Genomic DNA, 22,348 nt, shown 5'->3' with positions numbered 1-22,348 from the left:
TTACTCACTTATTATTGTTTTTAGAAGCATTATTTTCCTCATTATTCTGTTGTATTTTTGGTTTTTCATCTTTGTTTTCCTGCTCTTCAACCTTTAATTGTTTATTAACCTGTTGATTAAGCGTTTGTTCCCGGTAACTATTTTTAGGTTCTGGGTGGTTTCCAGGAATATTTGACAAAATAATATTGCGAATTTCTTCATCATACCAATTAATAGTACCAACAAAACTTACTAACATTTTTCCATCTGGATTAATTAGAATAGCAGTTGGTAGACCAACTATTGAAAAAGCTTTAAATAGTTGATTCTTAAAATCATGGTAAATTGGCAGATATCTTATATCATAATCTTTATAATATTTTTGGATAATTTCTATTCCTTGATAGTCTTGTGATACAGGGAGTATTGCAAATGGCAACTTTCTAAAATCTTTTTGCAATACATCTAAATCCGGCATTTCTTTAATACAAGATGCACACCATGTTGCCCAAAATACCAATAATATCGTTTTTCCTTCAAAATTATCAAGAGAATATTTTTCTCCTTTATCATCAAAGAAAACCACCGTATCAGGAACACTAGATAAATCAAGCATTTTAACACCTAATTTGATTTGATCTAATGCAAAACTATTAGTGCTGATCAACAAATATGTTGCAATCAAAAAAAATCGTTTACTATATTTTCTAATATGCATATAAATAACAAATATATTTCCAATTAATTTATTGATCATCATGAAAAACAATATTTTTTTACCTCTAATATTATTAAGCTGCTTAATCTTAACTTCTTGTGGATTAAAAAAACCATTAGAAAACCCCCCTTCAGAAAATCCAGTTGCAGAAGAGTGTTGCGGAGGGTGTGAAAACTCAAAACATTAATATCTTTTGAAAGTTCGCCCCGACATTACTACGTCAAATTCATACGTTTTAATGCCATCTAGTGCAGTGGACAAAGCATGACTAACTTCTCCGCAATTTTCTAAATTAACCCTTGAATTAGATAAATATAGCTTTGTTTGTAGCTGTCCAAGAATTAGGTGGTTGACTCTAATGTTTACATTAGGCGTTTCACGCAAAATTCCACTAGGATATATAGTAATAAAATAAAATTCTCCTTTATTATTAGTAGTAGCAATGCCAGATCCGGTAAAACTTGATTTACTTACAAGGTTTAGCATCTTTTTATTGATACAAGTACGAAGTGGTATGTATGGATATTTTCCGTCACTTCCAACCTGCCATAAATATATTTTTGCATCTGCTACTGGAACGCAATCTTGGTCTAATAATCTACCCTTTACTATAATTTTTGTACCACGATAGACTGCTTGTTGTCCTGTCTTTCTAAGTAAGTTATTGGATAATTGGAATTCTTCCGGTTCGTAATCATTCATTGCACTCTTACTGATCTTACAACAATTAAGCTTATTAGGGTAAAACTTAGATTCACTGGCTATAGCAATAGTGGAATACAAACAGATTAAAAATAATAAATTTTTCATTTTTTACCATTTATGTTTAATAACTTACCCCATTTGGGATAAGAATTAGTTAATTCTTATCCTAAATTCACGTAACTTCTATTAGAAGATGGATATTCTACATTTTCTTATAGAGATTTAAATTATCGTATCCTTTATTCTTTTACAACTATATTAACCTCAGTTTTGGATTAAAATTAAAAAATTTAATCCAAAACTGGCTATAATATCAGAAAAATACATTCTTGAAGCACTTACTATAAATACATTTTAATCTATTATCGCTAATAATCTTATTTTTATTGGTATAAAAATAAGATTATTAGCAAATGAAATATTTAACAATCAGGCGTCAAAGCGCTTTAAGCCTGATTGTTTACATTCTCATTCCAATTTCGGATTAATGAAATTAATCCGAAGTTGAGGTTACATTATATTTATTTTATTAATTTAAAGAACAGGGCTATCCTTTACATCACGTGGTTCTTATGGTACACTAAAGCTAAACTACTTGAAATAGTAAAAAAATAAAATTATTTATGAAAACACACTTAAAACAAACTATTATTGGCACAATGTTAGCTTTATTTCTTTTTCCATCTGCCACAATTGCAAGGAATGGAGACTATCCCAAAACTGTGCAAGAAAGAAAGATGGATGAAATGGGGTCAATAGTTGGAGGAGAAGGCTTGGTGTTTAGACCAAGTAGAATCAAAAATGAATCTACCAAAACTGTAGGCTGTAACGTGAATAAATATTTATGGCAAGCTTCTATAGAAACTTTACGTTTTGTGCCTCTTGCTTCAACCGATTCAGTCGGTGGAGTCATTATTACTGAATGGTATAGTCCAAAAGGACAAACAAATTTTCGATTTAAAATAAATATTTTTATTAAAGATAACGTTATTAGTCTGGATGCCATCCAAGTAAAAATATTTGAACAAACACTTAAAAATGGTAATTGGCTAGACAATCATACTACTTCGGACCTAGCTAATAGCATAGAAGATAAAATTTTAAGAAAATCTAGAGAATTATATATTAGTGCTGAAAGAAAAGAATGATATACTTGCTACAATAAGGATAGTTTACGATACAAATTATGAGAGATATTGAAAAGAAATGGCAAAGAATTTGGCTTGAGGAAAAAGCTTTTGCTGCAACAAACGATAGCGACAAGCCTAAATATTACGTACTTGAAATGTTACCTTACCCTTCTGGAAAGATTCATGTCGGGCATTTACGTAACTATTCTATCGGAGATTGCATAGCTCGTTTTATGAAATCACAAGGCTATAACGTATTACACCCTATGGGTTGGGATGCTTTCGGCTTGCCAGCAGAGAATGCTGCCATCAATAATAACTCTAACCCTAAGGACTGGACTTACTCAAATATCACAACTATGCGGGATCAGCTAAAATCCATTGGCTTTTCATATGATTGGTCACGAGAAATAACAACTTGTGATCCGGATTATTATAAGCATGAACAAAAATTCTTTTTAGAACTTTATGAGAGAGGTTTAGCATACCAAAAAGAATCTTTAGTCAATTGGGATCCTGTAGATAACACTGTGTTAGCTAACGAACAAGTAGTAGATGGTCGTGGATGGCGTTCGGGTGCTTTAGTTGAAAAACGACAGCTAAAACAATGGTTTCTAAGAATCACTAATTACGCTGAAGAACTGTTAAATGAAATTGCAAAACTGGACTCTTGGTCTGATTCTGTTAAATCTATGCAGGAAAAATGGATAGGCAAATCGGAAGGAGTAAATTTTAGTTTTAAAATTAAAGATCATCAAGCTAGTATTGAAGTATTTTCTACTAGACTAGAAACTATATTTGGAGCAAGCTTTGTTGCGATAGCCTATAATCACCCAATAATTGAGCAATTAGTAGATAAAAATGATGCTATAATATCTTTCATTGAAAAATGTTCACAATTAGACACTAATGTTGTAGTAGATAAAGCTGAAAAAGAAGGGGTATTTACTGACCTTTTTGCTATTCACCCATTTGATCCTACAATTATTATTCCTGTTATAATCACAAATTTTGTACTAATGGATTATGGGACTGGAGCAGTTTTTGGATTCCCAGCCCATGATGAAAGAGATCATGCATTAGCAAAGAAAATGGGATTACCAATAAAGCAAGTAGTAATTAATAAAGATGTTCCAATAGACGTACACTCGGAATCTTACACTGGTGATGGTATCATGATCAACTCAGATTTTTTGAATAATCTTGCTATCCAAGATGCTAAACAAAAATCTATAGAAGAACTTGAAAAACGTGGTTTAGGCAAACGTACCATTAACTACCGACTAAAAGATTGGGGAGTGTCTAGGCAAAGATTTTGGGGCTGCCCTATTCCGATAATATATTGTTTGACTTGTGGAATCACAGCAGTACCTAAAGAACAATTGCCGATAACCCTGCCAAACGATGTTACATTTGATGGCCATGGCAACCCTCTTGATTGGCATCCTACTTGGAAACATACTAATTGCCCAAAATGTCAAAAACAAGCTATTCGTGAAACTGACACGTTAGATACATTTTTTGAGTCTTCTTGGTATTTTACCCGTTATTGTAATGTAGATGCAAAAGATATGACTGACAAACAAGCCTGTGATTATTGGTTACCTGTTGATCAGTATATTGGTGGAATTGAACATGCAGTAATGCATCTTCTTTATTCTAGGTTTTTTACGAAAGTAATGAACGAACAAGGTTATCTCAACATTCGTGAACCTTTTACTAATTTACTAACTCAAGGTATGGTTCTACATGCTACCTATAGAGATGCGAATAATAATTGGCTTTATCCAGATGAGGTAATAAAACAATCTGATGAGTGGGTTAATAAGAATAATGGAGAAGAAGTATTTCAAGGGCGAATAGAAAAAATGAGTAAATCCAAAAAGAATGTCGTGGATTTAGCGTCAATATTGACCAACCATAGTGCTGATGCTATTAGGTTATTTGTCCTCTCCGATAGTCCGCCAGAGAAAGATTTTGAATGGTCGGCAAATGGTCTTGAAGGGTGCAGCCGTTTTATCAATAAGTTAGAAAATATGGCTGAGATAGTAACTAATAGTGAAATAACAGAGACTCCTAAAAATAGGCTGAATAAACTAACAAAGCTTACTCATCACACTATTAAGCATGTTACCAGCGAGATAAGGGAGTTTAAGCTAAATAAAGCCATAGCAAGGATGCGGGAACTATTTAATGCTTTGTCAGATGAAATATCTAAGGGCAAGGAAGCTAATATTACTAGCGTTAAAGAGGGTTTTAGTATCTTGATTAAGTTACTTAACCCATTCATTCCACATATTACAGAAGAAATTTGGCAGAAATTAGGCAATAAGGAAAGATTATACCAAACTTCTTGGTCTTCTTTCGACGAATCATTGTTGGAACTAGAATCTTATATCATGGCTATCCAAGTTAATGGTAAACTGAGGGCTACGCACGAATTTGCTAATGTAACGAGTAATATTGAGATTCATAATATGGTAATGCAATTACCCGAGGTGCAAAAATACCTAAGTGGTAAAGAACCAAAAAGAGTTATCATAATACCCTCGAAAATAGTAAATATTGTGGTATGAATAAGGATGAAAGGAAATGTTAATAAAAGATGCTACTGTTACAACACCGAAACAAAAAGAATCTGCGTTAGACAGTACGCTTGTTTCCTTATTTGCCGGTGCAGGTGGTATGGATATTGGTTTTGCAAAAGCTGGGTTCAAGACAATTTGGGCAAACGAATATGACAAAACAATCGCTCCTTCTTATCAAAACTACTTTCCTGAATCAAAGTTTGATGGGCGTTCTATTTTGGATATTCCAAATGAAGATATTCCATTTGGTGCAACGGGTATCATTGGTGGGCCGCCATGTCAATCATGGTCAGAAGCTGGGGCTAGGCGTGGAATTGACGATTTAAGAGGTCAATTATTTCATGAATATATAAAAGGATTATTATACCAATTGCAATAATGAACACGGTGTATTTATCCATAGATAATCTCTATACATAATTGATTTTACTAAATCTACATTATGAGCAAGTTGATTCCAAGCGTAACAAGCCATAGTAACGATATCTTCATATACACCATAACATTGGTTAGACAAGAAATGATTTTTAATCCATTCCCAAACTTGTTCCATTGCATTAAGTTCCGGTGCATAGGGCGGAAGCGGTATCAAAGTGATATTGCTTGGCACAGTTAGTTTTTTGGCTGTGTGCCAACCTGCATTATCCGTTAGTAAAGCTATATGTCGGTTGCCTTGAATACTGCGAGAAAGCTCTTCTAAGAATTTATTCATTGCCTGTGTGTTTGCATATGGTAAAATTAATGCACAAGCTTCTCCTGTCTCATGGCAAGCAGCTCCGTAAATATATGTTGAAATAAATTGCTGTTGCCGAACTTTACGGGGTCTAGTGCCACGCTTAGCCCATATACGAGTTAAGCTACCTTGTTGCCCAACTCTAGTTTCATCCTGAGACCATATATCAACTTTACATCTATCGATATTTTTTGCTAATAATTTTGTTAACATGTCTGGAAAGTTTTTTTATATCTATTTTGAGTCTCTTGATTTGATTTTGGATGCATTGAACGAGAAGTAATCCAGCTAAAACCAAGGCGGTGCATAGTATTGTAGACTGTTTTTAAAGCACATTTAGCACCATATTCCTCAACTAACATGATATGTAGCTCCTTTCCAGTTATATACCCACCAGTTTTACTTTCACTGAGCGTATTGATTTTATCAAAAATAGCAGACTCTTGTATACTGTTAATCTTCCTAGGGGCACCGCTTCTTTGTGATTCAAATAATCCTTCAAAACCATGATTCCTAAATCTTCTGAGCCATGATTGCACAGTTTTCCAGTGTGACTTCACTATTTCAGATATGGCTTTAAAAGATTTGCCTAATTGAAGGTGATACATCGCCAATAAACGTATACGATTTCGACCATGCGGCTCATGTTTCATCATTTTTATAAAATCATGACCTTCAAAACCTTGCGGTAATATTAACCTAGCTATTTGAGTACCTATTTATCAGTTAAAAACCCATTTTATAACACCGTGTTCATTATTGCAATTAGTATTATTTTAAGTCATGAGACAGTAAGATTTTAGTGCAATAAATTTGCGGTTTATTTTCAAGATGTTATCAGAAAGCGAGAGAGGAAACCAACTGATACATGGCATTTAGATGAGATGAATATTAAGATTAAAGGCGAGGTATTTATATTATGGAGAGCTGTTGACTCTGAGGGGCATGAATTAGAAGTATTACTGCAGAAGCGTCGTAACAAAAAATCAGCTATTCGTTTTTTATCAAAATTATTGGGTCATTATCCAGCTCCAAGAGTAATTGTTATACTAATTGCAATAATGAACACGGTGTTATAAAATGGGTTTTTAACTGATAAATAGGTACTCAAATAGCTAGGTTAATATTACCGCAAGGTTTTGAAGGTCATGATTTTATAAAAATGATGAAATTACTTCCCATGCTTGTTCTTCTATGTAATACTTCATATTGGTAGTTCCTTTTTTTGATAACTAGAAACTACCATTTCTTCTTACTATGGCAACTTTTTATTCCTCTTGCCTAACTATAATTTTTGTCAACAGAACCTAGAAGTAAATTTCCGACCTTCATTGGCTTTAAGGAAACCAATAATTGCTCTGTTACGGTTAAATTGCATAGATACTACTATTTTATAAACTACTAATAAATAATAATCAGAATAGTAAAGAATTTAAATATAACTAATATATAATTCCAAGTTATTATCTTTAAATTTAAATGTAGTTGTAATATTACAACTTATTCATTTTTCACAAATACCCACTCTTTATCGGAAGACTCAGTTTTACTATAGTAATAGTTTTGTTTAGAGAACTGTTTTAATTTTTCAGGTACGTCTATAAGATTTTCTGCAATAAAGTTAAGCATGCTGCCCCTAGCTTTTTTGGAGTTTATAGCTATTATTTGTAATTTATTATTTCTTTTTTCTTTAAAATATATATTAATTATTGGATATTTAAGATCATTTTGATTTATGGTGGAGGAATATTCATTAGAGGCTAGGTTGATTAGATATTTATTTTGGTGAGTTGCTAATATTTGATTTAGATAATTGGTAATATCAATTTGCCAAAAACTGGATAATTTTTCTAAATTTGGCAATTTTGTTGACATTGCTAGCCTATAGGGTTTTATTTTATCTAAAACTCTTAGTGGTCCATATAAACCTGATATAATTAACGTGTGTCCTTGCAAGAAATCCCATTGCTCTTTAGAGAAACTGTGTCTATCAATATTATCATAAACATCCCCATCATAGGCAAATATCGCTTGCTTTTGAGGATGGTTATCGAAATCTTGAAATCTATGATAATTAAGCTCAGCCAGTTTATCACTAATCCCCATTAATTGCCTGATCTGATTTTGTGATAGGCTTTTACATATCTGTAAGAGATACTGCATTTTAGTAAGGAAATGCGGCTGCGTACATGGTAAATCCGGTATTTCCGAGATAAAATCTTGAGTCTTAGCTGGTGAAATTATACTTAGCATATCTGTAGTCTAGACAAGAAATTTACAATTTAACTGATTCAATTAATTTTCTAACTCCATCTACTGATTTATTAAATAGAGTTTGTTCTTCATCATTTAATTTTATTTCCACTATTTTTTCTACACCATTTTTACCAATAATAACTGGCACTCCGACATACATATCTTTTACTCCATATTCTCCTTGAAGATAAGCAGCACAACTTAATATTTTACGTTTATCTTTTAGATAACTCTCTAACATTTCAATAGCAGAAGTTGCTGGAGCGTAATAGGCAGAACCATTTTTAAGTAGTGAAACAATTTCTCCACCACCATTTTTTGTGCGATCTATTATCGCATTAATACGTTCTTTCGTCGACCACCCCATTTCTACTAAATCTAAAACTGGTATGCCGTTAATTGTCGAATATCTAACCAAAGGAACCATTGAGTCACCATGACCTCCAAGTACAAAACTACTAATATTTTCTACGGAAACATTAAATTCATTGGCTAAGAAAAAATTAAATCTTGATGAGTCAAGTACCCCAGCCATACCAACTACCATATTGCTAGCTAGTCCACTTTCCTTTAACATTACGTAAACCATAGCGTCAAGTGGATTGGTTATAACAATGACAAAAGCGTTCGGTGCATATTGCTTAATGTTGCTAGCCACAGTTTTTATAACAGTAGTATTAACATTAATTAAATCATCACGACTTATTCCAGGTGAACGTGGTACTCCAGCTGTAACAATTATAGCATCTGAACCTTCTATGTCTTTATAATTGTTAGTACCTTTAGCAATTATATCTGATCCAGTAATTGCTCCAGCTTGTGATATATCTAAAGTCTTACCCTGCGAAGGACCTTCAGATAAATCAAACATAACTATATCAGCAAGTTCTCTCAGACTGATCAAATGTGCAAGTGTTCCGCCAATCTTTCCCCCACCAATTAAAGCAATTTTTGTTCTTTTAGCCATACTTCCTCCTGAAAAGCATTTTATGAATTCATTGAATCAAAAAATTCTGTATTAGTTTTAGTGTTTTTAAGTTTATCAATTAAAAATTCTGCTGCATCGATAGTTCCCATTGGGTTAATGATTCTACGAAGAACCCACATTTTGGTTAAAATGGCTTTATCAACCAATAGCTCCTCTTTACGTGTACCAGATTTAGTAATATCAATCGCAGGGTAAACGCGCTTATCAGCTATTTTACGATCGAGGACTATTTCAGAATTACCAGTACCTTTAAATTCTTCAAAGATTACCTCGTCCATACGAGAACCGGTTTCAATTAAAGCAGTTCCTATTATAGTCAATGAACCACCACTCTCAATATTTCTTGCCGCTCCAAAGAATCTTTTTGGACGTTGCAGAGCATTTGCATCAACTCCCCCAGTAAGAACCTTACCAGACGAGGGTACAACAGTGTTATAAGCTCTTGCAAGTCTTGTTATTGCGTCAACCAATATTACTACATCTCTTTTATGCTCGACCAACCTTTTAGCTTTCTCAATAACCATTTCAGCAAGCTGAACGTGTCTAATAGCGGGTTCATCAAAAGTTGAGCTAACTACTTCACCACGCACTGAACGTTGCATATCAGTAACTTCTTCTGGGCGTTCATCAATTAACAAAACAATTAAAAATACTTCGGGGTTATTGGTGGTAATAGCATGAGCTATATTTTGCAATAGAACAGTTTTTCCCGTTCTTGGTGGAGCAACAATCAACGCACGTTGTCCTTTACCCATAGGAGCAACCAATTCAATTATTCTTGTACTAAAATCCTTACTATTATCTTCTAGCTCTAGGGATAATTTTTCTTCAGGATAAAGTGGTGTTAAATTATCGAAATGTACTCTATGATATGCCTTAGAAGTGTCTTCAAAATTAACTTTGTTTACTTTTAACAAGGCAAAATAACGTTCTCCTGGTTTTGGAGCTCTAATTTGCCCTTCTACCGTGTCCCCTGTACGTAGTCCAAAACGACGAATCTGACTTGGGGAAATATAAATATCATCAGGACCGGCTAAGTAATTTACTTCTAGAGATCTAAGGAAGCCAAACCCATCAGGTAAAATTTCAAGTACGCCTTCTCCTGAAATCAAATCACCCTGCTCAACAGATTTCTTGAGTATAGCAAAGACTAGCTCTTGTTTTAGCAAAGCACTAGAATTTTCAATATTAAGATTTTCTGCTTGTATTTGTAATTCTTCAGGTGACTTACGTTTTAATTGTTTAAGATTGATGATAACAATACCATCTTTATTAGGATTATCATACTTAGTATTATTATAATAATACATATCAGGTGATTCCTTATTGTTAGTAACTGTATTTTGGGTCATACCTATTTTTTTTAGATTAGTTAAGATCAAACTTTTCTAGAAACTTTATTCTTTCTAAGTCATTTTGTTGTTAGAATTAATCGAAGGAATTCTCATGTACACCAGTACTATTTACGATTTTTTGATTAATTTTTTAGTAAAAATTCCTTTCATCGCTAGTTTTGAAATAGGTCTATTGCTTTAAAAACTGGGAGAATCACGAAACCTACGAAAGTCAAGTTACTTAAAGATTAAGGTTAGACTACTACTCGAATGATTAGACTTCTTGCATAATTCTACTTTTGTTGGTAATTTATTCATAGTGCCTAGGCTCGAATCTGTAACGGAATTTGAGTGTGCTGCAAGTCGAGATTTCGTGGCTTCCTTAAATCCTTGCACATAAGTGAACTCTGCAAGAAATTTATTGAAATTAGCATCACAAAATTTTGACAGCTCAGTTAGACTATGTGGACCTAGAGAGCATTCGTATTTCCGAGTAACTAACTTAATTTGGGAATTGGTATTAATACTAACTTAATTATTTATATTTATCAAATTATTTTGCGGTTGTCAAACAAATTACACATGGTAGGATAATTTAAAAGTATAACCAATAGTTGATGCACATGTGTATATACTCGGTCAACTTCAAAAATTAAGGTCGTCGTGTCTAAAGCACCATAGTACCCTACATTTTTCTATAATCCTCATAGCAAGGCTCTTTAGATGCCGTGGCGATCTAGGTAAACAGCGAAGCTGTTTTTTTAGAGTAACGCTTCACGTATCTTAGATTGCCGCGTCGCCGCTTTCAGTGACTCCTCGCTAATAGACGATCAACAACTATTTTAATAGTGGTTATATAAAAAATGTAGGGTACTATGAGTGACCCATGCAACAAAGTCAGTCAATTTGCCATAACCTTCCTTTATTTACTGCTTTAAGAGCAGGTTTAGTAGGTTTAGTAGGTGTTGCTAGTTCTCTTTTAATTGTTTCTACATGCCTTAACGTTTTTTTTACTTGTTGAATTTCTATTTTAACATTATTACTAATAATCCTAGACATGCTTGGATTATTTTGCGGCGTTTGAGTTTCCTGAACTATTGGGGCTTTTGTAGGTATTTCTTGCTCTGATTTTATTGCTATCATTGAAGTATTTATGGTATCTTGCCTAGCATGCACTTCTTCTACCTTTGGGTTGGGCAGGTCAGTAGCATCTTCAGCTAGCTCTTGATATCTAGGTTTGTCCATCTGTGCTATCGAATTGCTCTGTAACTTATCCACCAAGACTCTGTTATCTAGTTGGTCCGTAGTTAACTCATTTAACCTGTGTGCTTCTATATTTTCTAACTTAGCTTCTGTTGGTGTTGATACCACAAAATCAGAACTACTAGGTTCGGGTATTTGTTTTGTTTCTATGCTAGAATGTTGAGTAAGAGGAGGTGGTGGTGTGGACACTGAAGTTGACATGGTTGGTGCAGTTTGATTGCTATATTTGTCTGTAAGATGTGTAGCAATATCCTGTAAATTATTTGTAGAAATAGGTAATTTTTTAATCACAGAAGAATAGCAAGATTTATCTGATGCAATTTTATTTGTTATGTCAGATATTATCTCGTCTTTATGATTTATACCAATTGCAATAATTAACACGGTGTATTTATCCAATCTCTATACATAATTGATTTTACTAAATCTACATTATGAGCAAGTTGATTCCAAGCGTAACAAGCCATAGTAACGATATCTTCATATACACCATAACATTGGTTAGACAAGAAATGATTTTTAATCCATTCCCAAACTTGTTCCATTGCATTAAGTTCCGGTGCATAGGGCGGAAGCGGTATCAAAGTGATATTGCTTGGCACAGTTAGTTTTTTGGCTGTGTGCCAACCTGCATTATCCGTTAGTAAAGCTATATGTCGGTTGCCTTGAATACTGCGAGAAAGCTCTTCTAAGAATTTATTCATTGCCTGTGTGTTTGCATATGGTAAAATTAATGCACAAGCTTCTCCTGTCTCATGGCAAGCAGCTCCGTAAATATATGTTGAAATAAATTGCTGTTGCCGAACTTTACGGGGTCTAGTGCCACGCTTAGCCCATATACGAGTTAAGCTACCTTGTTGCCCAACTCTAGTTTCATCCTGAGACCATATATCAACTTTACATCTATCGATATTTTTTGCTAATAATTTTGTTAACATGTCTGGAAAGTTTTTTTATATCTATTTTGAGTCTCTTGATTTGACTTTGGATGCATTGAACGAGAAGTAATCCAGCTAAAACCAAGGCGGTGCATAGTATTGTAGACTGTTTTTAAAGCACATTTAGCACCATATTCCTCAAGTAACATGATATGTAGCTCTTTTCCAGTTATATACCCACCAGTTTTACTTTTACTGAGCGTATTGATTTTATCAAAAAGAGCAGATTCTTGTATAGTGTTAATCTTCCTAGGGGCACCGCTTCTTTGTGATTCAAATAATCCTTCAAAACCATGATTCCTAAATCTTCTGAGCCATGATTGCACGGTTTTCCAGTGTGACTTCACTATTTCAGATATGGCTTTAAAAGATTTGCCTAATTGAAGGTGATACATCGCCAATAAACGTATACGATTTCGACCATGCGGCTCATGTTTCATCATTTTTATAAAATCATGACCATGAAAACCTTGTGGTAATATTAACCTAGCCATTTGAGTACCTTTTATCAGTTAAAAACCCATCTTAGACCACTGCGTTAATTATTGCAATTGGTATTATTAATTGCTCAGAACCAAGTTCTATTAAAGTCGGAGATAATTGTTCCGAGATTTTATTATTTTGTTGTTCTGTAATCTTTATATCTGTTTTATTTTGAATTCTGTTAATAGATTCTGTAAGGATTGGTTTTGAGACTAATTCTGCATCTTTATCTTTAATAATTGGATTAATAGAATCGGCAAATCGTTTGATATTTTCTTCTGTAATTTTTGTTGCATCTAAGGTTAGAAACGAAGAATTTTTTGGAGCATTATCTACACTAAAAAATTTCTGAGCTTCCTTGCCAATTAAGCTATGTAGCTCTGTTAGTTTCCACTCTTCAAATAACTCAGTTGCTAATTCACTGGGTATATGGACATAAGGTAGAAGCTGTTTACAAAAAGCCTCTTGTCTGCTCTTTTTTTCTTCCGTAGAACCAGTATCTTGTATCTTTATACTAAGAGTCAATAAAAGTTTTTTAGTTTCATTTTCTCTATAATTAACAAACTCTAGACTTAACCCATTATTCCTACTATCTACTAACTCTTTTATAAAAGAATTAGCAGATTCATTAACTGCATTAGAAAGAACTGTACGTTCTGTCTTATTAAGTTTTGTGAATTCTTTAGCAAATTTAACAGTTTTATTTCCTTGGCTAATAGTTTTATTAAAAATATTAAGTTGCTCGGTACTAAAATGTCTTGTATCTGCTTGTAAACTTTCCATAGTTTTGTTAATTACTGTACTGGCATAATCTGATTTAGGAATTGCTTGACCTTTTAACTCTAATATTACTTTTTTAACAGCTTCAAGAGCGATCTTATCCTGATCATTGTTACTTTTAATATCATTTAATACAAATCCCTTTAAACTAGCTTCTAAGTTTGCAAATTGCCTATCTGCTTTTGCCTTGTCATTGTCGTTCATAAGGCTTTTAGAACGTTCTATATTTAAACTAAAATTATCAAGAAGTTCTTCTGTCTTTTTATCAGATAAATTACAGTAAAAACTTTCTGTTGCTAATCCAGTCATTACACTCATAAATGATTCGTTAGTACCAATGAGTACTCCATTAGCTATAAATTCTTTTGATAATTGTGGAGTTGGTTGTTTTAGAAATTTAAGTTTATATGTGTATGCCCTTCTTATTAATTTATTTATATTTTCAATCTCGTTTTTAGTGTTAACTCTAATAATATCATCTTTTTTATCTGCTAAATGGCTATCATACCAATTGCAATAATTAACACGGTGTTAATTATTGCAATTAGTATAAATTCTTAGAAGAGCTTTCTCGCAGTATTCAAGGCAACCGACATATAGCTTTACTAACGGATAATGCAGGTTGGCACACAGCCAAAAAACTAACTGTGCCAAGCAATATCACTTTGATACCGCTTCCGCCCTATGCACCGGAACTTAATGCAATGGAACAAGTTTGGGAATGGATTAAAAATCATTTCTTGTCTAACCAATGTTATGGTGTATATGAAGATATCGTTACTATGGCTTGTTACGCTTGGAATCAACTTGCTCATAATGTAGATTTAGTAAAATCAATTATGTATAGAGATTGGATAAATACACCGTGTTAATTATTGCAATTGGTATTATATCTATTTTGAGTCTCTTGATTTGATTTTGGATGCATTGAACGAGAAGTAATCCAGCTAAAACCAAGGCGGTGCATAGTATTGTAGACTGTTTTTAAAGCACATTTAGCACCATATTCCTCAACTAACATGATATGTAGCTCCTTTCCAGTTATATACCCACCAGTTTTACTTTCACTGAGCGTATTGATTTTATCAAAAATAGCAGACTCTTGTATACTGTTAATCTTCCTAGGGGCACCGCTTCTTTGTGATTCAAATAATCCTTCAAAACCATGATGCCTAAATCTTCTGAGCCATGATTGCACAGTTTTCCAGTGTGACTTCACTATTTCAGATATGGCTTTAAAAGATTTGCCTAATTGAAGGTGATACATCGCCAATAAACGTATACGATTTCGACCATGCGGCTCATGTGTCATCATTTTTATAAAATCATGACCTTCAAAACCTTGCGGTAATATTAACCTAGCTATTTGAGTACCTATTTATCAGTTAAAAACCCATTTTTTAACACCGTGTTCATTATTGCAATTGGTATAATATTTTTAGGAAGTAATTCTTGTAGTTTATTATGATTATTAAATTGGAAATATGCTAAATTTCCATTATTTAAATATTCTGATGGTAACATGTAAGTAATACAAGATGAACGACTACAGTATGGTATAAGCAATAATAACCCCATTATAGCAAATGCAATAATAAATTGAGATTTTCTACTTATATTCAGACTTATTATTTTCTTCATTTATATGATACTAATTTGCTAACAGTAACAGAGCAATCTAAACTAAACCCCTTGCTTGGCTAACCTTTCTTCAATCTCATGACGGAAATGACGAATTAACCCTTGAATAGGCCAAGCAGCAGCATCTCCAAGGGCACAAATAGTACGACCTTCGATCATTTTTGTAACGTCCAGTAACTGATCTATTTCATCTATTTTTGCCTGACCGCGTACCAGTCGCATCATAACTCGCCACATCCAACCTGTACCTTCTCGACAGGGGCTACACTGACCGCAAGACTCATGCATGTAGAATTTACTAAGCCTAGCAATAGCGTAAATAATATCCGTAGAATTATCCATAACAATGACTCCACCAGTCCCGAGTGCTGAACCAGCTGACCTTAAACTATCAAAATCCATTGCAACATCATGACATAATGACTTTGGTAGCAACGGTACTGATGAACCACCTGGGATAATAGCTTTCAGATTACTCCATCCACCCCGTACACCCCCGGCATATCTCTCAATCAACTCCTTTAAAGGTACGCCCATGGCTTCTTCAACATTACATGGCTTATTTACATGGCCAGAAATACAGAAAATCTTTGTTCCGGTATTATTAGGCTTACCGATTCCAGCAAACCAATCAGCTCCACGCCGGAGTATAGTAGGCACAACGGCAATTGATTCAACATTATTAATAGTTGTTGGACAACCATATAAGCCGAAATTAGCTGGGAATGGTGGCTTTAATCTAGGGAAGCCCTTGTTGCCCTCTAAGCTTTCGAGCAGAGCTGTTTCCTCACCGCAAATATACGCCCCAGCCCCTCTATGCAAATGAATGTCAAGATGATACCCTGTACCACAAGCATTACTGCCTATAAAACCGGCATCATAAGCCTCATCTATAGCACGCTGCACATTGGATGATTCATTATAAAATTCACCACGAATATATACATAGCAAGTATGTGCGTTAATAGCAAAACTGGCAAGCAAACAGCCTTCAATTAATTTATGTGGCTCATACCTTAAAATCTCACGATCCTTGCACGTACCAGGTTCTGATTCATCAGCATTAACCACTAGATAGCTAGGTTTCGGGTGATCTTTAGGCATGAACGACCATTTGGTGCCAGTCGAAAATCCAGCACCACCCCGTCCCCGCAAACCTGATTTTTTTACTTCCTCAATTATCCATTCTCTACCTTTAATAATAAAATCTTTTGTATTATCCCAATCTCCACGTTGCTTACTACTTATTATATCATATTTTTCCTGCCCACTAAGATTAGAAAAAATTTTATCGCTAATTTGTAACATAATTAACTCTTAGAATATCTACATATGCTATTATAGCTGAAGGCAAACAATTGTGAAGAATAAATATTAGCAGGGTTTTGCACAAAAATACAACAACACCAACTCTGAAATGCGTTAAGTACATTTGTTCTATATTAAAATGCTTGCCAGAATCATCAATTCAATAGAGATTCTTTATGTAATAGGGATTATATGTCTTCTCATTTTATGATTAATACTAATTGCAATAATGAACACGGTGTTATAAAATGGGTTTTTAACTGATAAATAGGTACTCAAATAGCTAGGTTAATATTACCGCAAGGTTTTGAAGGTCATGATTTTATAAAAATGATGAAACATGAGCCGCATGGTCGAAATCGTATACGTTTATTGGCGATGTATCACCTTCAATTAGGCAAATCTTTTAAAGCCATATCTGAAATAGTGAAGTCACACTGGAAAACTGTGCAATCATCGCTCAGAAGATTTAGGCATCATGGTTTTGAAGGATTATTTGAATCACAAAGAAGCGGTGCCCCTAGGAAGATTAACAGTATACAAGAGTCTGCTATTTTTGATAAAATCAATACGCTCAGTGAAAGTAAAACTGGTGGGTATATAACTGGAAAAGAGCTACATATCATGTTAGTTGAGGAATATGGTGCTAAATGTGCTTTAAAAACAGTCTACAATACTATGCACCGCCTTGGTTTTAGCTGGATTACTTCTCGTTCAATGCATCCAAAATCAAATCAAGAGACTCAAAATAGATATAAAAAAACTTTCCAGACATGTTAACAAAATTATTACCAAAAAATATCGATAGATGTAAAGTTGATATATGGTCTCAGGATGAAACTAGAGTTGGGCAACAAGGTAGCTTAACTCGTATATGAGCTAAGCGTGGCACTAGACCCCGTAAAGTTCGGCAACAGCAATTTATTTCAACATATATTTACGGAGCTGCTTGCCATGAGACAGGAGAAGCTTGTGCATTAATTTTACCATATGCAAACACACAGGCAATGAATAAATTCTTAGAAGAGCTTTCTCGCAGTATTCAAGGCAACCGACATATAGCTTTACTAACGGATAATGCAGGTTGGCACACAGCCAAAAAACTAACTGTGCCAAGCAATATCACTTTGATACCGCTTCCGCCCTATGCACCGGAACTTAATGCAATGGAACAAGTTTGGGAATGGATTAAAAATCATTTCTTGTCTAACCAATGTTATGGTGTATATGAAGATATCGTTACTATGGCTTGTTACGCTTGGAATCAACTTGCTCATAATGTAGATTTAGTAAAATCAATTATGTATAGAGATTGGATAAATACACCGTGTTAATTATTGCAATTGGTATAATATATAATCACTCAATACCCAAAATCTTATGAGTTTGTAAGGAAAGGCGATGACCATACTTAATGGTCAAATCAATAGCTAACCGTTCATTTTCTTTATTTAGCAACAGATTATTTTGATCCATAGGTTGAATAAATACTGGTATATTATACTTGCTTTGTCCTACTTCTGGTATGTTAGAGTATTTGGGTATATTTTTAGCCACCAAAAATTTTAGGGCATTAATATGAGATAACAAGTCATCTCTCAATAGTGCATAACCATTTTTCCTAGCTTTTGGTGAGCAAACTATATGAACTTTATCTGGAAGATCACGATATAATGTGCCATTAGTTTCAATTTGCACTATATAATCCAAATCTAATAATTTGTAGCACAATAATTCTATAGGTTGACGAAAAGGCTCACCACCAGTTATAACCACTAATTTGATATTAGATATCTTGCATAATTCTACTTTTGCTGGTAATTTGTGCGTGCTACCGGTACTCTGACCCTCACGTAGATCTAAATACGCTGGGGATTGAGATTCCATGACTCCTGCAAATTCCCTAGCAGAAGCGAATTCTACAAGAGGTCTATTAATTGCCAGTTTTTCAACTTCTTCGATAATATTGTTAATAGTTAATATATTAAAATCTTCAAAGTCGGTATCGCAGAAATTACAAGCAAGATTGCATCCGCCAAGCCTAATAAAAATAGCAGGCATACCTATAAAAGGCCCTTCTCCCTGAATAGTCTTAAAAATACTTTTGATTTCTAGATTAGTTCCATCATTAAATATTGCTGGTCTTTTAGGATTTTGTCCAAACATAATATACTCAGGTAGAACTTCAAGAATTAAGGTCGTTGTGTCTAAAGATTTCAGCTGCTCCGTTACTCATGTACGCCTAGCTGCTCGACTTTGCTACTGCATAGCTCTTCTTGAAATTGACCTCTTCGGTCTATCAACTCTTGAAATCATAGCAGTATAAAAGCCAATTATTAGATTCATTGAGGAAGCAATATACTGACAAACTCAGTTTTTGATAAGTCAACTACAGGCTTTACAAGAACCTTTTCTGCATGTGCTTTTTTTACGTAACCTACCGTTATGCCGTAAGGGTAAATATTACCATAACCAGATGTTATAACTTTTTCGCCTTTTTGGACAAGATGAGTTTTTGGTAAATAGAGTATTTTGCTACCATTACCATAACCACTCATGATACCTTTCTCTTTTGAAGATACGGTAGTGATCGGAATTCGAGAGTTTACGTCATTAACTAAAATTATTTTAGAGTAATTGTTGCTTACTTGTATTACTCGCCCAACTAATCCTTCACTGTTGGTAACTATCTGATCAACTTCCACACCATGTCTTACTCCAGCTGACACTAAAGCAGTTTTACTGAAGGGGTTTAATGAAACACTTAGTAATTTAGCACTGACATAGTGATATTGTTCTTCTTCTACAACTAATAGTAGTTTTTTTAGTTCTTTATTCTCAGATTGGATCAAATATATATTACTCTGTAACTTTCTTAGTCTTGCCACTTCTAATTGTAGTTCGATATTTTCTCTTGCTAAGTCTCGTAAATAAATAAAATTTTGGGTTATTAAATTAATTTGCTTAAATATGTTTTCATGAATTAGCAATCCACCAAAAATAACATGTCCAACGACTTCAAGAGAAATGGAAGAAAATCTTTTTGGAGCAGCAAGAAATAAGTAAAGTGAGGCGATAACAAAAAATAAAACGAAAACACGTCTCAAAGTAACAAGTATAAATCTAGCAAACTCTACCATTTTACTAGAACGTTTTATTCTGTTTGCAAGTAATGCCATTGGTTAATCTTGTTTAAATAATACATGCTTAAATTTTTGAAAATCTTCTAGTACTTTTCCCGTACCAAGAGCTACGCATGATAGTGCTTGATCAGCAATAATTACCGGCAGTTTAGTTGCTTCTTTTAGGACATGATCTAAGTTTCGAAGTAATGCCCCACCACCAGTCATAACAATTCCTGTATCTACAATATCGGATGAAAGCTCTGGAGGAGTGCATTCCAACGCCACTTTTACTGCTTCTACAATTTGACTAATTGGTTCAATTAGACTGTCAGCAATTTGTCTTTCGTTTAGTAGCATTTCTTTAGGGATACCATGGATTAAATCTCGTCCTCTAATTTCCATTACTCTTGGTTCTAAACTATCATCTACGTAAGCAGCTCCAATCTGCTTTTTGATTTTTTCTGCTGTAGCTTCGCCGATTAGTAAATTATAATGCCTTCTAATATAAGAAATAATAGACTCATCCATTTTATCGCCACCTACCCGTACTGATCTAGCATACACAATACCACCTAATGATAGGACGGCTACTTCTGTTGTCCCTCCACCTACATCAACAATCATTGAACCAGTTGCTTCTGTTACTGGTAAGCCGGCACCAATTGCTGCTGCCATAGGTTCTTCTATAAGGTATACATCTCTACCTCCTGCACTCTCTGCTGCTTCTTGAATAGCCCTACGCTCAACTGGTGTAGAACCTGAGGGTACACAAATTATAATCATTGGACCAGTAAATGATCTACGATTATGTACTGTTCTGATGAAATATTTTATCATTTCTTCAGCTCCCTTAAAGTCGGCTATAACACCATCTTTTAGTGGTCTTTTTGCTTCAATGTCTGTTGGGGTACGTCCTAACATATTTTTTGCTTCCTGACCAAATGCGTATGGCTTAAATGCTCCGTCCACTTTAATCAATGCAACTACAGAAGGTTCGTTAAGTACGATTCCTTTGCATTTGACATACACTAAAGTATTAGCCGTACCAAGATCTATGGCCATATCACATACAAATTTCCTGAAAAAGTTTGTTAGCATTTTTATTTCTCCAAAATCAAATCATTTTAACGCATCAGGTTTCTTGAGAATGCATAATAACAAAATTACTGAAAAATAATATACATATATTTGGCAATAAAATAGCTAAGAAAGGGAGGGTTGCATTATATGCGAGTATTTTAAACAAAATCTCTAATAGGAAATAAATAATAAAACCTAGAAATAAGCCAATTACTAAGATTTTTTCTTGAGAATTATCACGTTGCTTGAGACTAAAAAAGCAGGCTGCTAAAATCACTGTGGTAGCCATAATTATAGGCTTAAATAATTGTTTATAGAAATAAATTTGATAGTTAGTTATTGGCAAACCAAATTCTACTAAACGTTTAATTGTATCTGGTAAATCCCAAATAGCAATCATCTCAGGATTTATAAAACTATTTAGTAAGTTACTTATTGATAAATTTGTTGGAACGGTAAAATGCTCATAATGTTTGACATTATAGTTATCCAAAATTTTTACAGAAGTTAGTTTTAAATTATTATCAACTAAAATAGCATATTCCCCATCAATTCTTTTTAAGAAATTATTTTTGTCATCTAAAAATAATATAATAATCTTATTTAACTTATTTTTCACTACATCAATAGACTCAGCCTGAATAATTCTTTTATTGCCTTGATAATTCTCAAAAAATAGTAAACCAGATTTTGATATTATCAAATTATTAGATGTCTTTTTACTCAATTTTGCTTCTAAAGATTCATATTTTTGTAAACCAAATGTACCAATAGGGTTGCATATAGTGATTAGTATTATACCAAAAATCACCGTTGCAAAAACTGGAACAGCAATAACCCTCCAAATATGGATACCATTGCATAAAATAGTTATTAGTTCGTTATGTTTAGTTAGTCTTTTTAGAAAAAATAACATCGCAATGAAGCTAAGAAGAGAAGCTACTTCATTAACTAAATAAGGTATTTTATATAATACAAGTTTCCAAAAAAAATGTGTTGGGATATATACAGCTTTAAATTTTTGCAAAAGGTCAAAGATATTTGAAAGAATTAAAATCCCGATAAGCAGAAGCAATATACCGATGAAATAGCTACAATATAGCCTGAGTAGGTAAATTGAAAGAGTTTTAAAATTAATCATTTTAAAATAAAAATTGGTGACCGTAGTGGATGATTTTATAACCAAAAGTGAAATAAAAACTATTATAAAACATTACTAATAATATAATAACTATATCAGTAATAATACTCGATAATCAAGTTTTTTCTAAGTCATTGTCAATAACATGTTATTGACAT

Annotated in this window: 22 protein-coding genes and 2 pseudogenes; 7 read left to right on the top strand and 17 right to left on the bottom strand. The window is 33.6% G+C overall.

Features of this window, described 5'->3' with window-relative positions; all coding sequences use genetic code 11:
• Window positions 1-4 precede the first annotated feature (4 nt).
• Entirely contained in the window at window positions 5-697 is a 693-nt protein-coding gene (locus ACFE3K_RS00990; protein ID WP_375359537.1) for a TlpA family protein disulfide reductase, read from the bottom strand.
• Window positions 698-880: 183 nt separating this feature from the next.
• Window positions 881-1,507 carry a dioxygenase gene (locus tag ACFE3K_RS00985; protein WP_375359009.1) on the bottom strand — a complete coding sequence of 209 codons (627 nt, stop codon included), beginning with the start codon at window positions 1,505-1,507 and terminating at the stop codon, window positions 881-883.
• Between the two features lie 518 nt (window positions 1,508-2,025).
• On the opposite strand from ACFE3K_RS00985, the gene ACFE3K_RS00980 reads away from it, so the two are divergent.
• The 3 genes from ACFE3K_RS00980 to ACFE3K_RS00970 are packed head-to-tail and all read left to right on the top strand — an operon-like array spanning window position 2,026 to window position 5,499.
• A complete protein-coding gene (locus tag ACFE3K_RS00980) occupies window positions 2,026-2,550 on the top strand; it encodes a DUF3576 domain-containing protein (RefSeq protein ID WP_375359008.1) in 525 nt (174 codons plus the stop codon).
• A 38-nt stretch (window positions 2,551-2,588) separates the two neighbouring features.
• Window positions 2,589-5,108 carry a leucine--tRNA ligase gene (gene leuS, locus ACFE3K_RS00975; protein ID WP_375359007.1) on the top strand — a complete coding sequence of 840 codons (2,520 nt, stop codon included), beginning with the start codon at window positions 2,589-2,591 and terminating at the stop codon, window positions 5,106-5,108.
• Between the two features lie 16 nt (window positions 5,109-5,124).
• Complete coding sequence (locus tag ACFE3K_RS00970; protein WP_375359006.1) at window positions 5,125-5,499, top strand: DNA cytosine methyltransferase; 375 nt, start codon at window positions 5,125-5,127, stop codon at window positions 5,497-5,499.
• On the opposite strand, the gene ACFE3K_RS00965 is transcribed toward ACFE3K_RS00970, so the two are convergent.
• Together ACFE3K_RS00965 and ACFE3K_RS00960 are read right to left on the bottom strand one after the other, a co-directional pair.
• Window positions 5,482-6,066 (bottom strand): IS630 family transposase, encoded by a 585-nt coding sequence (locus ACFE3K_RS00965; RefSeq protein WP_375359005.1) that lies wholly within the window; start codon window positions 6,064-6,066, stop codon window positions 5,482-5,484. The two genes, ACFE3K_RS00970 and ACFE3K_RS00965, sit on opposite strands and share 18 nt — an antisense overlap.
• The gene (locus tag ACFE3K_RS00960) at window positions 6,060-6,509 is read right to left on the bottom strand and encodes a helix-turn-helix domain-containing protein (RefSeq protein ID WP_375358519.1); all 450 of its coding nucleotides are present in this window, start codon (window positions 6,507-6,509) and stop codon (window positions 6,060-6,062) included. Before ACFE3K_RS00960 ends, ACFE3K_RS00965 begins: the two co-directional genes overlap by 7 nt.
• A gap of 180 nt (window positions 6,510-6,689) precedes the next feature.
• Here ACFE3K_RS00960 and ACFE3K_RS00955 point away from each other — a divergent pair, with 180 nt between their 5' ends.
• Window positions 6,690-6,932: a DDE-type integrase/transposase/recombinase gene (locus tag ACFE3K_RS00955; protein ID WP_375359536.1), complete on the top strand. Its 243-nt coding sequence runs from the start codon at window positions 6,690-6,692 to the stop codon at window positions 6,930-6,932.
• Window positions 6,933-7,353: 421 nt separating this feature from the next.
• Here ACFE3K_RS00955 and ACFE3K_RS00950 read toward each other — a convergent pair whose 3' ends face one another.
• From ACFE3K_RS00950 to ACFE3K_RS00920, 7 genes are all read right to left on the bottom strand, one after another.
• Window positions 7,354-8,106 carry a YaaA family protein gene (locus tag ACFE3K_RS00950; RefSeq protein ID WP_375359004.1) on the bottom strand — a complete coding sequence of 251 codons (753 nt, stop codon included), beginning with the start codon at window positions 8,104-8,106 and terminating at the stop codon, window positions 7,354-7,356.
• A 22-nt stretch (window positions 8,107-8,128) separates the two neighbouring features.
• Window positions 8,129-9,076 carry a malate dehydrogenase gene (gene mdh / locus ACFE3K_RS00945; RefSeq protein WP_375359003.1) on the bottom strand — a complete coding sequence of 316 codons (948 nt, stop codon included), beginning with the start codon at window positions 9,074-9,076 and terminating at the stop codon, window positions 8,129-8,131.
• Between the two features lie 20 nt (window positions 9,077-9,096).
• Window positions 9,097-10,449 carry a transcription termination factor Rho gene (gene rho / locus ACFE3K_RS00940; protein WP_375359002.1) on the bottom strand — a complete coding sequence of 451 codons (1,353 nt, stop codon included), beginning with the start codon at window positions 10,447-10,449 and terminating at the stop codon, window positions 9,097-9,099.
• A gap of 879 nt (window positions 10,450-11,328) precedes the next feature.
• On the bottom strand, window positions 11,329-12,078 hold the full coding sequence (locus ACFE3K_RS00935) for a hypothetical protein (protein WP_375359001.1): 750 nt from the start codon (window positions 12,076-12,078) through the stop codon (window positions 11,329-11,331).
• Window positions 12,072-12,632 carry an IS630 family transposase gene (locus tag ACFE3K_RS00930; RefSeq protein ID WP_375358342.1) on the bottom strand — a complete coding sequence of 187 codons (561 nt, stop codon included), beginning with the start codon at window positions 12,630-12,632 and terminating at the stop codon, window positions 12,072-12,074. Before ACFE3K_RS00930 ends, ACFE3K_RS00935 begins: the two co-directional genes overlap by 7 nt.
• Complete coding sequence (locus ACFE3K_RS00925) at window positions 12,626-13,126, bottom strand: helix-turn-helix domain-containing protein (RefSeq protein WP_375358453.1); 501 nt, start codon at window positions 13,124-13,126, stop codon at window positions 12,626-12,628. The genes ACFE3K_RS00930 and ACFE3K_RS00925 overlap by 7 nt, the downstream gene beginning before the upstream one ends.
• Before the next feature lie 31 nt (window positions 13,127-13,157).
• Window positions 13,158-14,204, bottom strand: a complete 1,047-nt coding sequence (locus ACFE3K_RS00920; protein ID WP_375359000.1) for a hypothetical protein — start codon at window positions 14,202-14,204, stop codon at window positions 13,158-13,160.
• A gap of 254 nt (window positions 14,205-14,458) precedes the next feature.
• Here ACFE3K_RS00920 and ACFE3K_RS00915 point away from each other — a divergent pair.
• Window positions 14,459-14,767, top strand: a pseudogene (locus ACFE3K_RS00915) (transposase); the annotation flags it as partial.
• Here the strand turns inward: ACFE3K_RS00915 and ACFE3K_RS00910 are convergent.
• Window positions 14,764-15,210 (bottom strand): helix-turn-helix domain-containing protein, encoded by a 447-nt coding sequence (locus ACFE3K_RS00910; RefSeq protein WP_375358999.1) that lies wholly within the window; start codon window positions 15,208-15,210, stop codon window positions 14,764-14,766. The pseudogene ACFE3K_RS00915 and the gene ACFE3K_RS00910 sit on opposite strands and share 4 nt — an antisense overlap.
• Window positions 15,211-15,578: 368 nt before the next feature.
• The gene (nuoF, locus tag ACFE3K_RS00905) at window positions 15,579-16,844 is read right to left on the bottom strand and encodes an NADH-quinone oxidoreductase subunit NuoF (RefSeq protein WP_375358998.1); all 1,266 of its coding nucleotides are present in this window, start codon (window positions 16,842-16,844) and stop codon (window positions 15,579-15,581) included.
• Between the two features lie 330 nt (window positions 16,845-17,174).
• On the opposite strand from nuoF, the gene ACFE3K_RS00900 reads away from it, so the two are divergent.
• Window positions 17,175-17,624 carry a helix-turn-helix domain-containing protein gene (locus ACFE3K_RS00900; RefSeq protein WP_375358606.1) on the top strand — a complete coding sequence of 150 codons (450 nt, stop codon included), beginning with the start codon at window positions 17,175-17,177 and terminating at the stop codon, window positions 17,622-17,624.
• 110 nt (window positions 17,625-17,734) lie between these two features.
• Window positions 17,735-18,178 (top strand): annotated as a pseudogene (locus ACFE3K_RS00895) (IS630 family transposase); the annotation flags it as partial.
• Between the two features lie 25 nt (window positions 18,179-18,203).
• On the opposite strand, the gene ACFE3K_RS00890 reads toward ACFE3K_RS00895, so the two are convergent.
• The 4 genes from ACFE3K_RS00890 to ACFE3K_RS00875 form a co-directional block, all read right to left on the bottom strand.
• On the bottom strand, window positions 18,204-19,010 hold the full coding sequence (locus ACFE3K_RS00890; protein WP_375358996.1) for a palindromic element RPE1 domain-containing protein: 807 nt from the start codon (window positions 19,008-19,010) through the stop codon (window positions 18,204-18,206).
• Window positions 19,011-19,186: 176 nt separating this feature from the next.
• Window positions 19,187-20,023 carry a rod shape-determining protein MreC gene (mreC, locus tag ACFE3K_RS00885; RefSeq protein ID WP_375358995.1) on the bottom strand — a complete coding sequence of 279 codons (837 nt, stop codon included), beginning with the start codon at window positions 20,021-20,023 and terminating at the stop codon, window positions 19,187-19,189.
• A gap of 3 nt (window positions 20,024-20,026) precedes the next feature.
• Window positions 20,027-21,067: a rod shape-determining protein gene (locus tag ACFE3K_RS00880; RefSeq protein WP_375358994.1), complete on the bottom strand. Its 1,041-nt coding sequence runs from the start codon at window positions 21,065-21,067 to the stop codon at window positions 20,027-20,029.
• Between the two features lie 34 nt (window positions 21,068-21,101).
• Window positions 21,102-22,190, bottom strand: a complete 1,089-nt coding sequence (locus tag ACFE3K_RS00875; RefSeq protein ID WP_375358993.1) for an LptF/LptG family permease — start codon at window positions 22,188-22,190, stop codon at window positions 21,102-21,104.
• Between the last annotated feature and the right edge of the window lie 158 nt (window positions 22,191-22,348).

Origin of the sequence: Candidatus Tisiphia endosymbiont of Neophilaenus lineatus (genome assembly GCF_964264975.1) — a bacterium.
Lineage (GTDB): Bacteria > Pseudomonadota > Alphaproteobacteria > Rickettsiales > Rickettsiaceae > Tisiphia.
The sequence above is the reverse complement of the archived record's forward strand: the minus strand, read 5'-3'. Positions and strand labels throughout refer to the sequence as shown.

What these genes read in the sequence shown, in the direction of transcription:
- ACFE3K_RS00920 (WP_375359000.1), bottom strand. Translation starts at nt 14,204, where the DNA reads ATGACTGGATTAGCAACAGAAAGTTTTTACTGTAATTTATCTGATAAA.
- ACFE3K_RS00985 (WP_375359009.1), bottom strand. Translation starts at nt 1,507, where the DNA reads ATGAAAAATTTATTATTTTTAATCTGTTTGTATTCCACTATTGCTATA.
- ACFE3K_RS00960 (WP_375358519.1), bottom strand. Translation starts at nt 6,509, where the DNA reads ATGATGAAACATGAGCCGCATGGTCGAAATCGTATACGTTTATTGGCG.
- ACFE3K_RS00930 (WP_375358342.1), bottom strand. Translation starts at nt 12,632, where the DNA reads ATGTTAACAAAATTATTAGCAAAAAATATCGATAGATGTAAAGTTGAT.
- rho (WP_375359002.1), bottom strand. Translation starts at nt 10,449, where the DNA reads ATGACCCAAAATACAGTTACTAACAATAAGGAATCACCTGATATGTAT.
- mdh (WP_375359003.1), bottom strand. Translation starts at nt 9,076, where the DNA reads ATGGCTAAAAGAACAAAAATTGCTTTAATTGGTGGGGGAAAGATTGGC.
- ACFE3K_RS00900 (WP_375358606.1), top strand. Translation starts at nt 17,175, where the DNA reads ATGATGAAACATGAGCCGCATGGTCGAAATCGTATACGTTTATTGGCG.
- nuoF (WP_375358998.1), bottom strand. Translation starts at nt 16,844, where the DNA reads ATGTTACAAATTAGCGATAAAATTTTTTCTAATCTTAGTGGGCAGGAA.
- ACFE3K_RS00880 (WP_375358994.1), bottom strand. Translation starts at nt 21,067, where the DNA reads ATGCTAACAAACTTTTTCAGGAAATTTGTATGTGATATGGCCATAGAT.
- ACFE3K_RS00875 (WP_375358993.1), bottom strand. Translation starts at nt 22,190, where the DNA reads ATGATTAATTTTAAAACTCTTTCAATTTACCTACTCAGGCTATATTGT.
- ACFE3K_RS00890 (WP_375358996.1), bottom strand. Translation starts at nt 19,010, where the DNA reads ATGTTTGGACAAAATCCTAAAAGACCAGCAATATTTAATGATGGAACT.
- leuS (WP_375359007.1), top strand. Translation starts at nt 2,589, where the DNA reads ATGAGAGATATTGAAAAGAAATGGCAAAGAATTTGGCTTGAGGAAAAA.
- ACFE3K_RS00990 (WP_375359537.1), bottom strand. Translation starts at nt 697, where the DNA reads ATGCATATTAGAAAATATAGTAAACGATTTTTTTTGATTGCAACATAT.
- ACFE3K_RS00910 (WP_375358999.1), bottom strand. Translation starts at nt 15,210, where the DNA reads ATGATGACACATGAGCCGCATGGTCGAAATCGTATACGTTTATTGGCG.
- ACFE3K_RS00970 (WP_375359006.1), top strand. Translation starts at nt 5,125, where the DNA reads ATGTTAATAAAAGATGCTACTGTTACAACACCGAAACAAAAAGAATCT.
- ACFE3K_RS00925 (WP_375358453.1), bottom strand. Translation starts at nt 13,126, where the DNA reads ATGGCTAGGTTAATATTACCACAAGGTTTTCATGGTCATGATTTTATA.
- ACFE3K_RS00980 (WP_375359008.1), top strand. Translation starts at nt 2,026, where the DNA reads ATGAAAACACACTTAAAACAAACTATTATTGGCACAATGTTAGCTTTA.
- ACFE3K_RS00965 (WP_375359005.1), bottom strand. Translation starts at nt 6,066, where the DNA reads ATGTTAACAAAATTATTAGCAAAAAATATCGATAGATGTAAAGTTGAT.
- ACFE3K_RS00950 (WP_375359004.1), bottom strand. Translation starts at nt 8,106, where the DNA reads ATGCTAAGTATAATTTCACCAGCTAAGACTCAAGATTTTATCTCGGAA.
- mreC (WP_375358995.1), bottom strand. Translation starts at nt 20,023, where the DNA reads ATGGCATTACTTGCAAACAGAATAAAACGTTCTAGTAAAATGGTAGAG.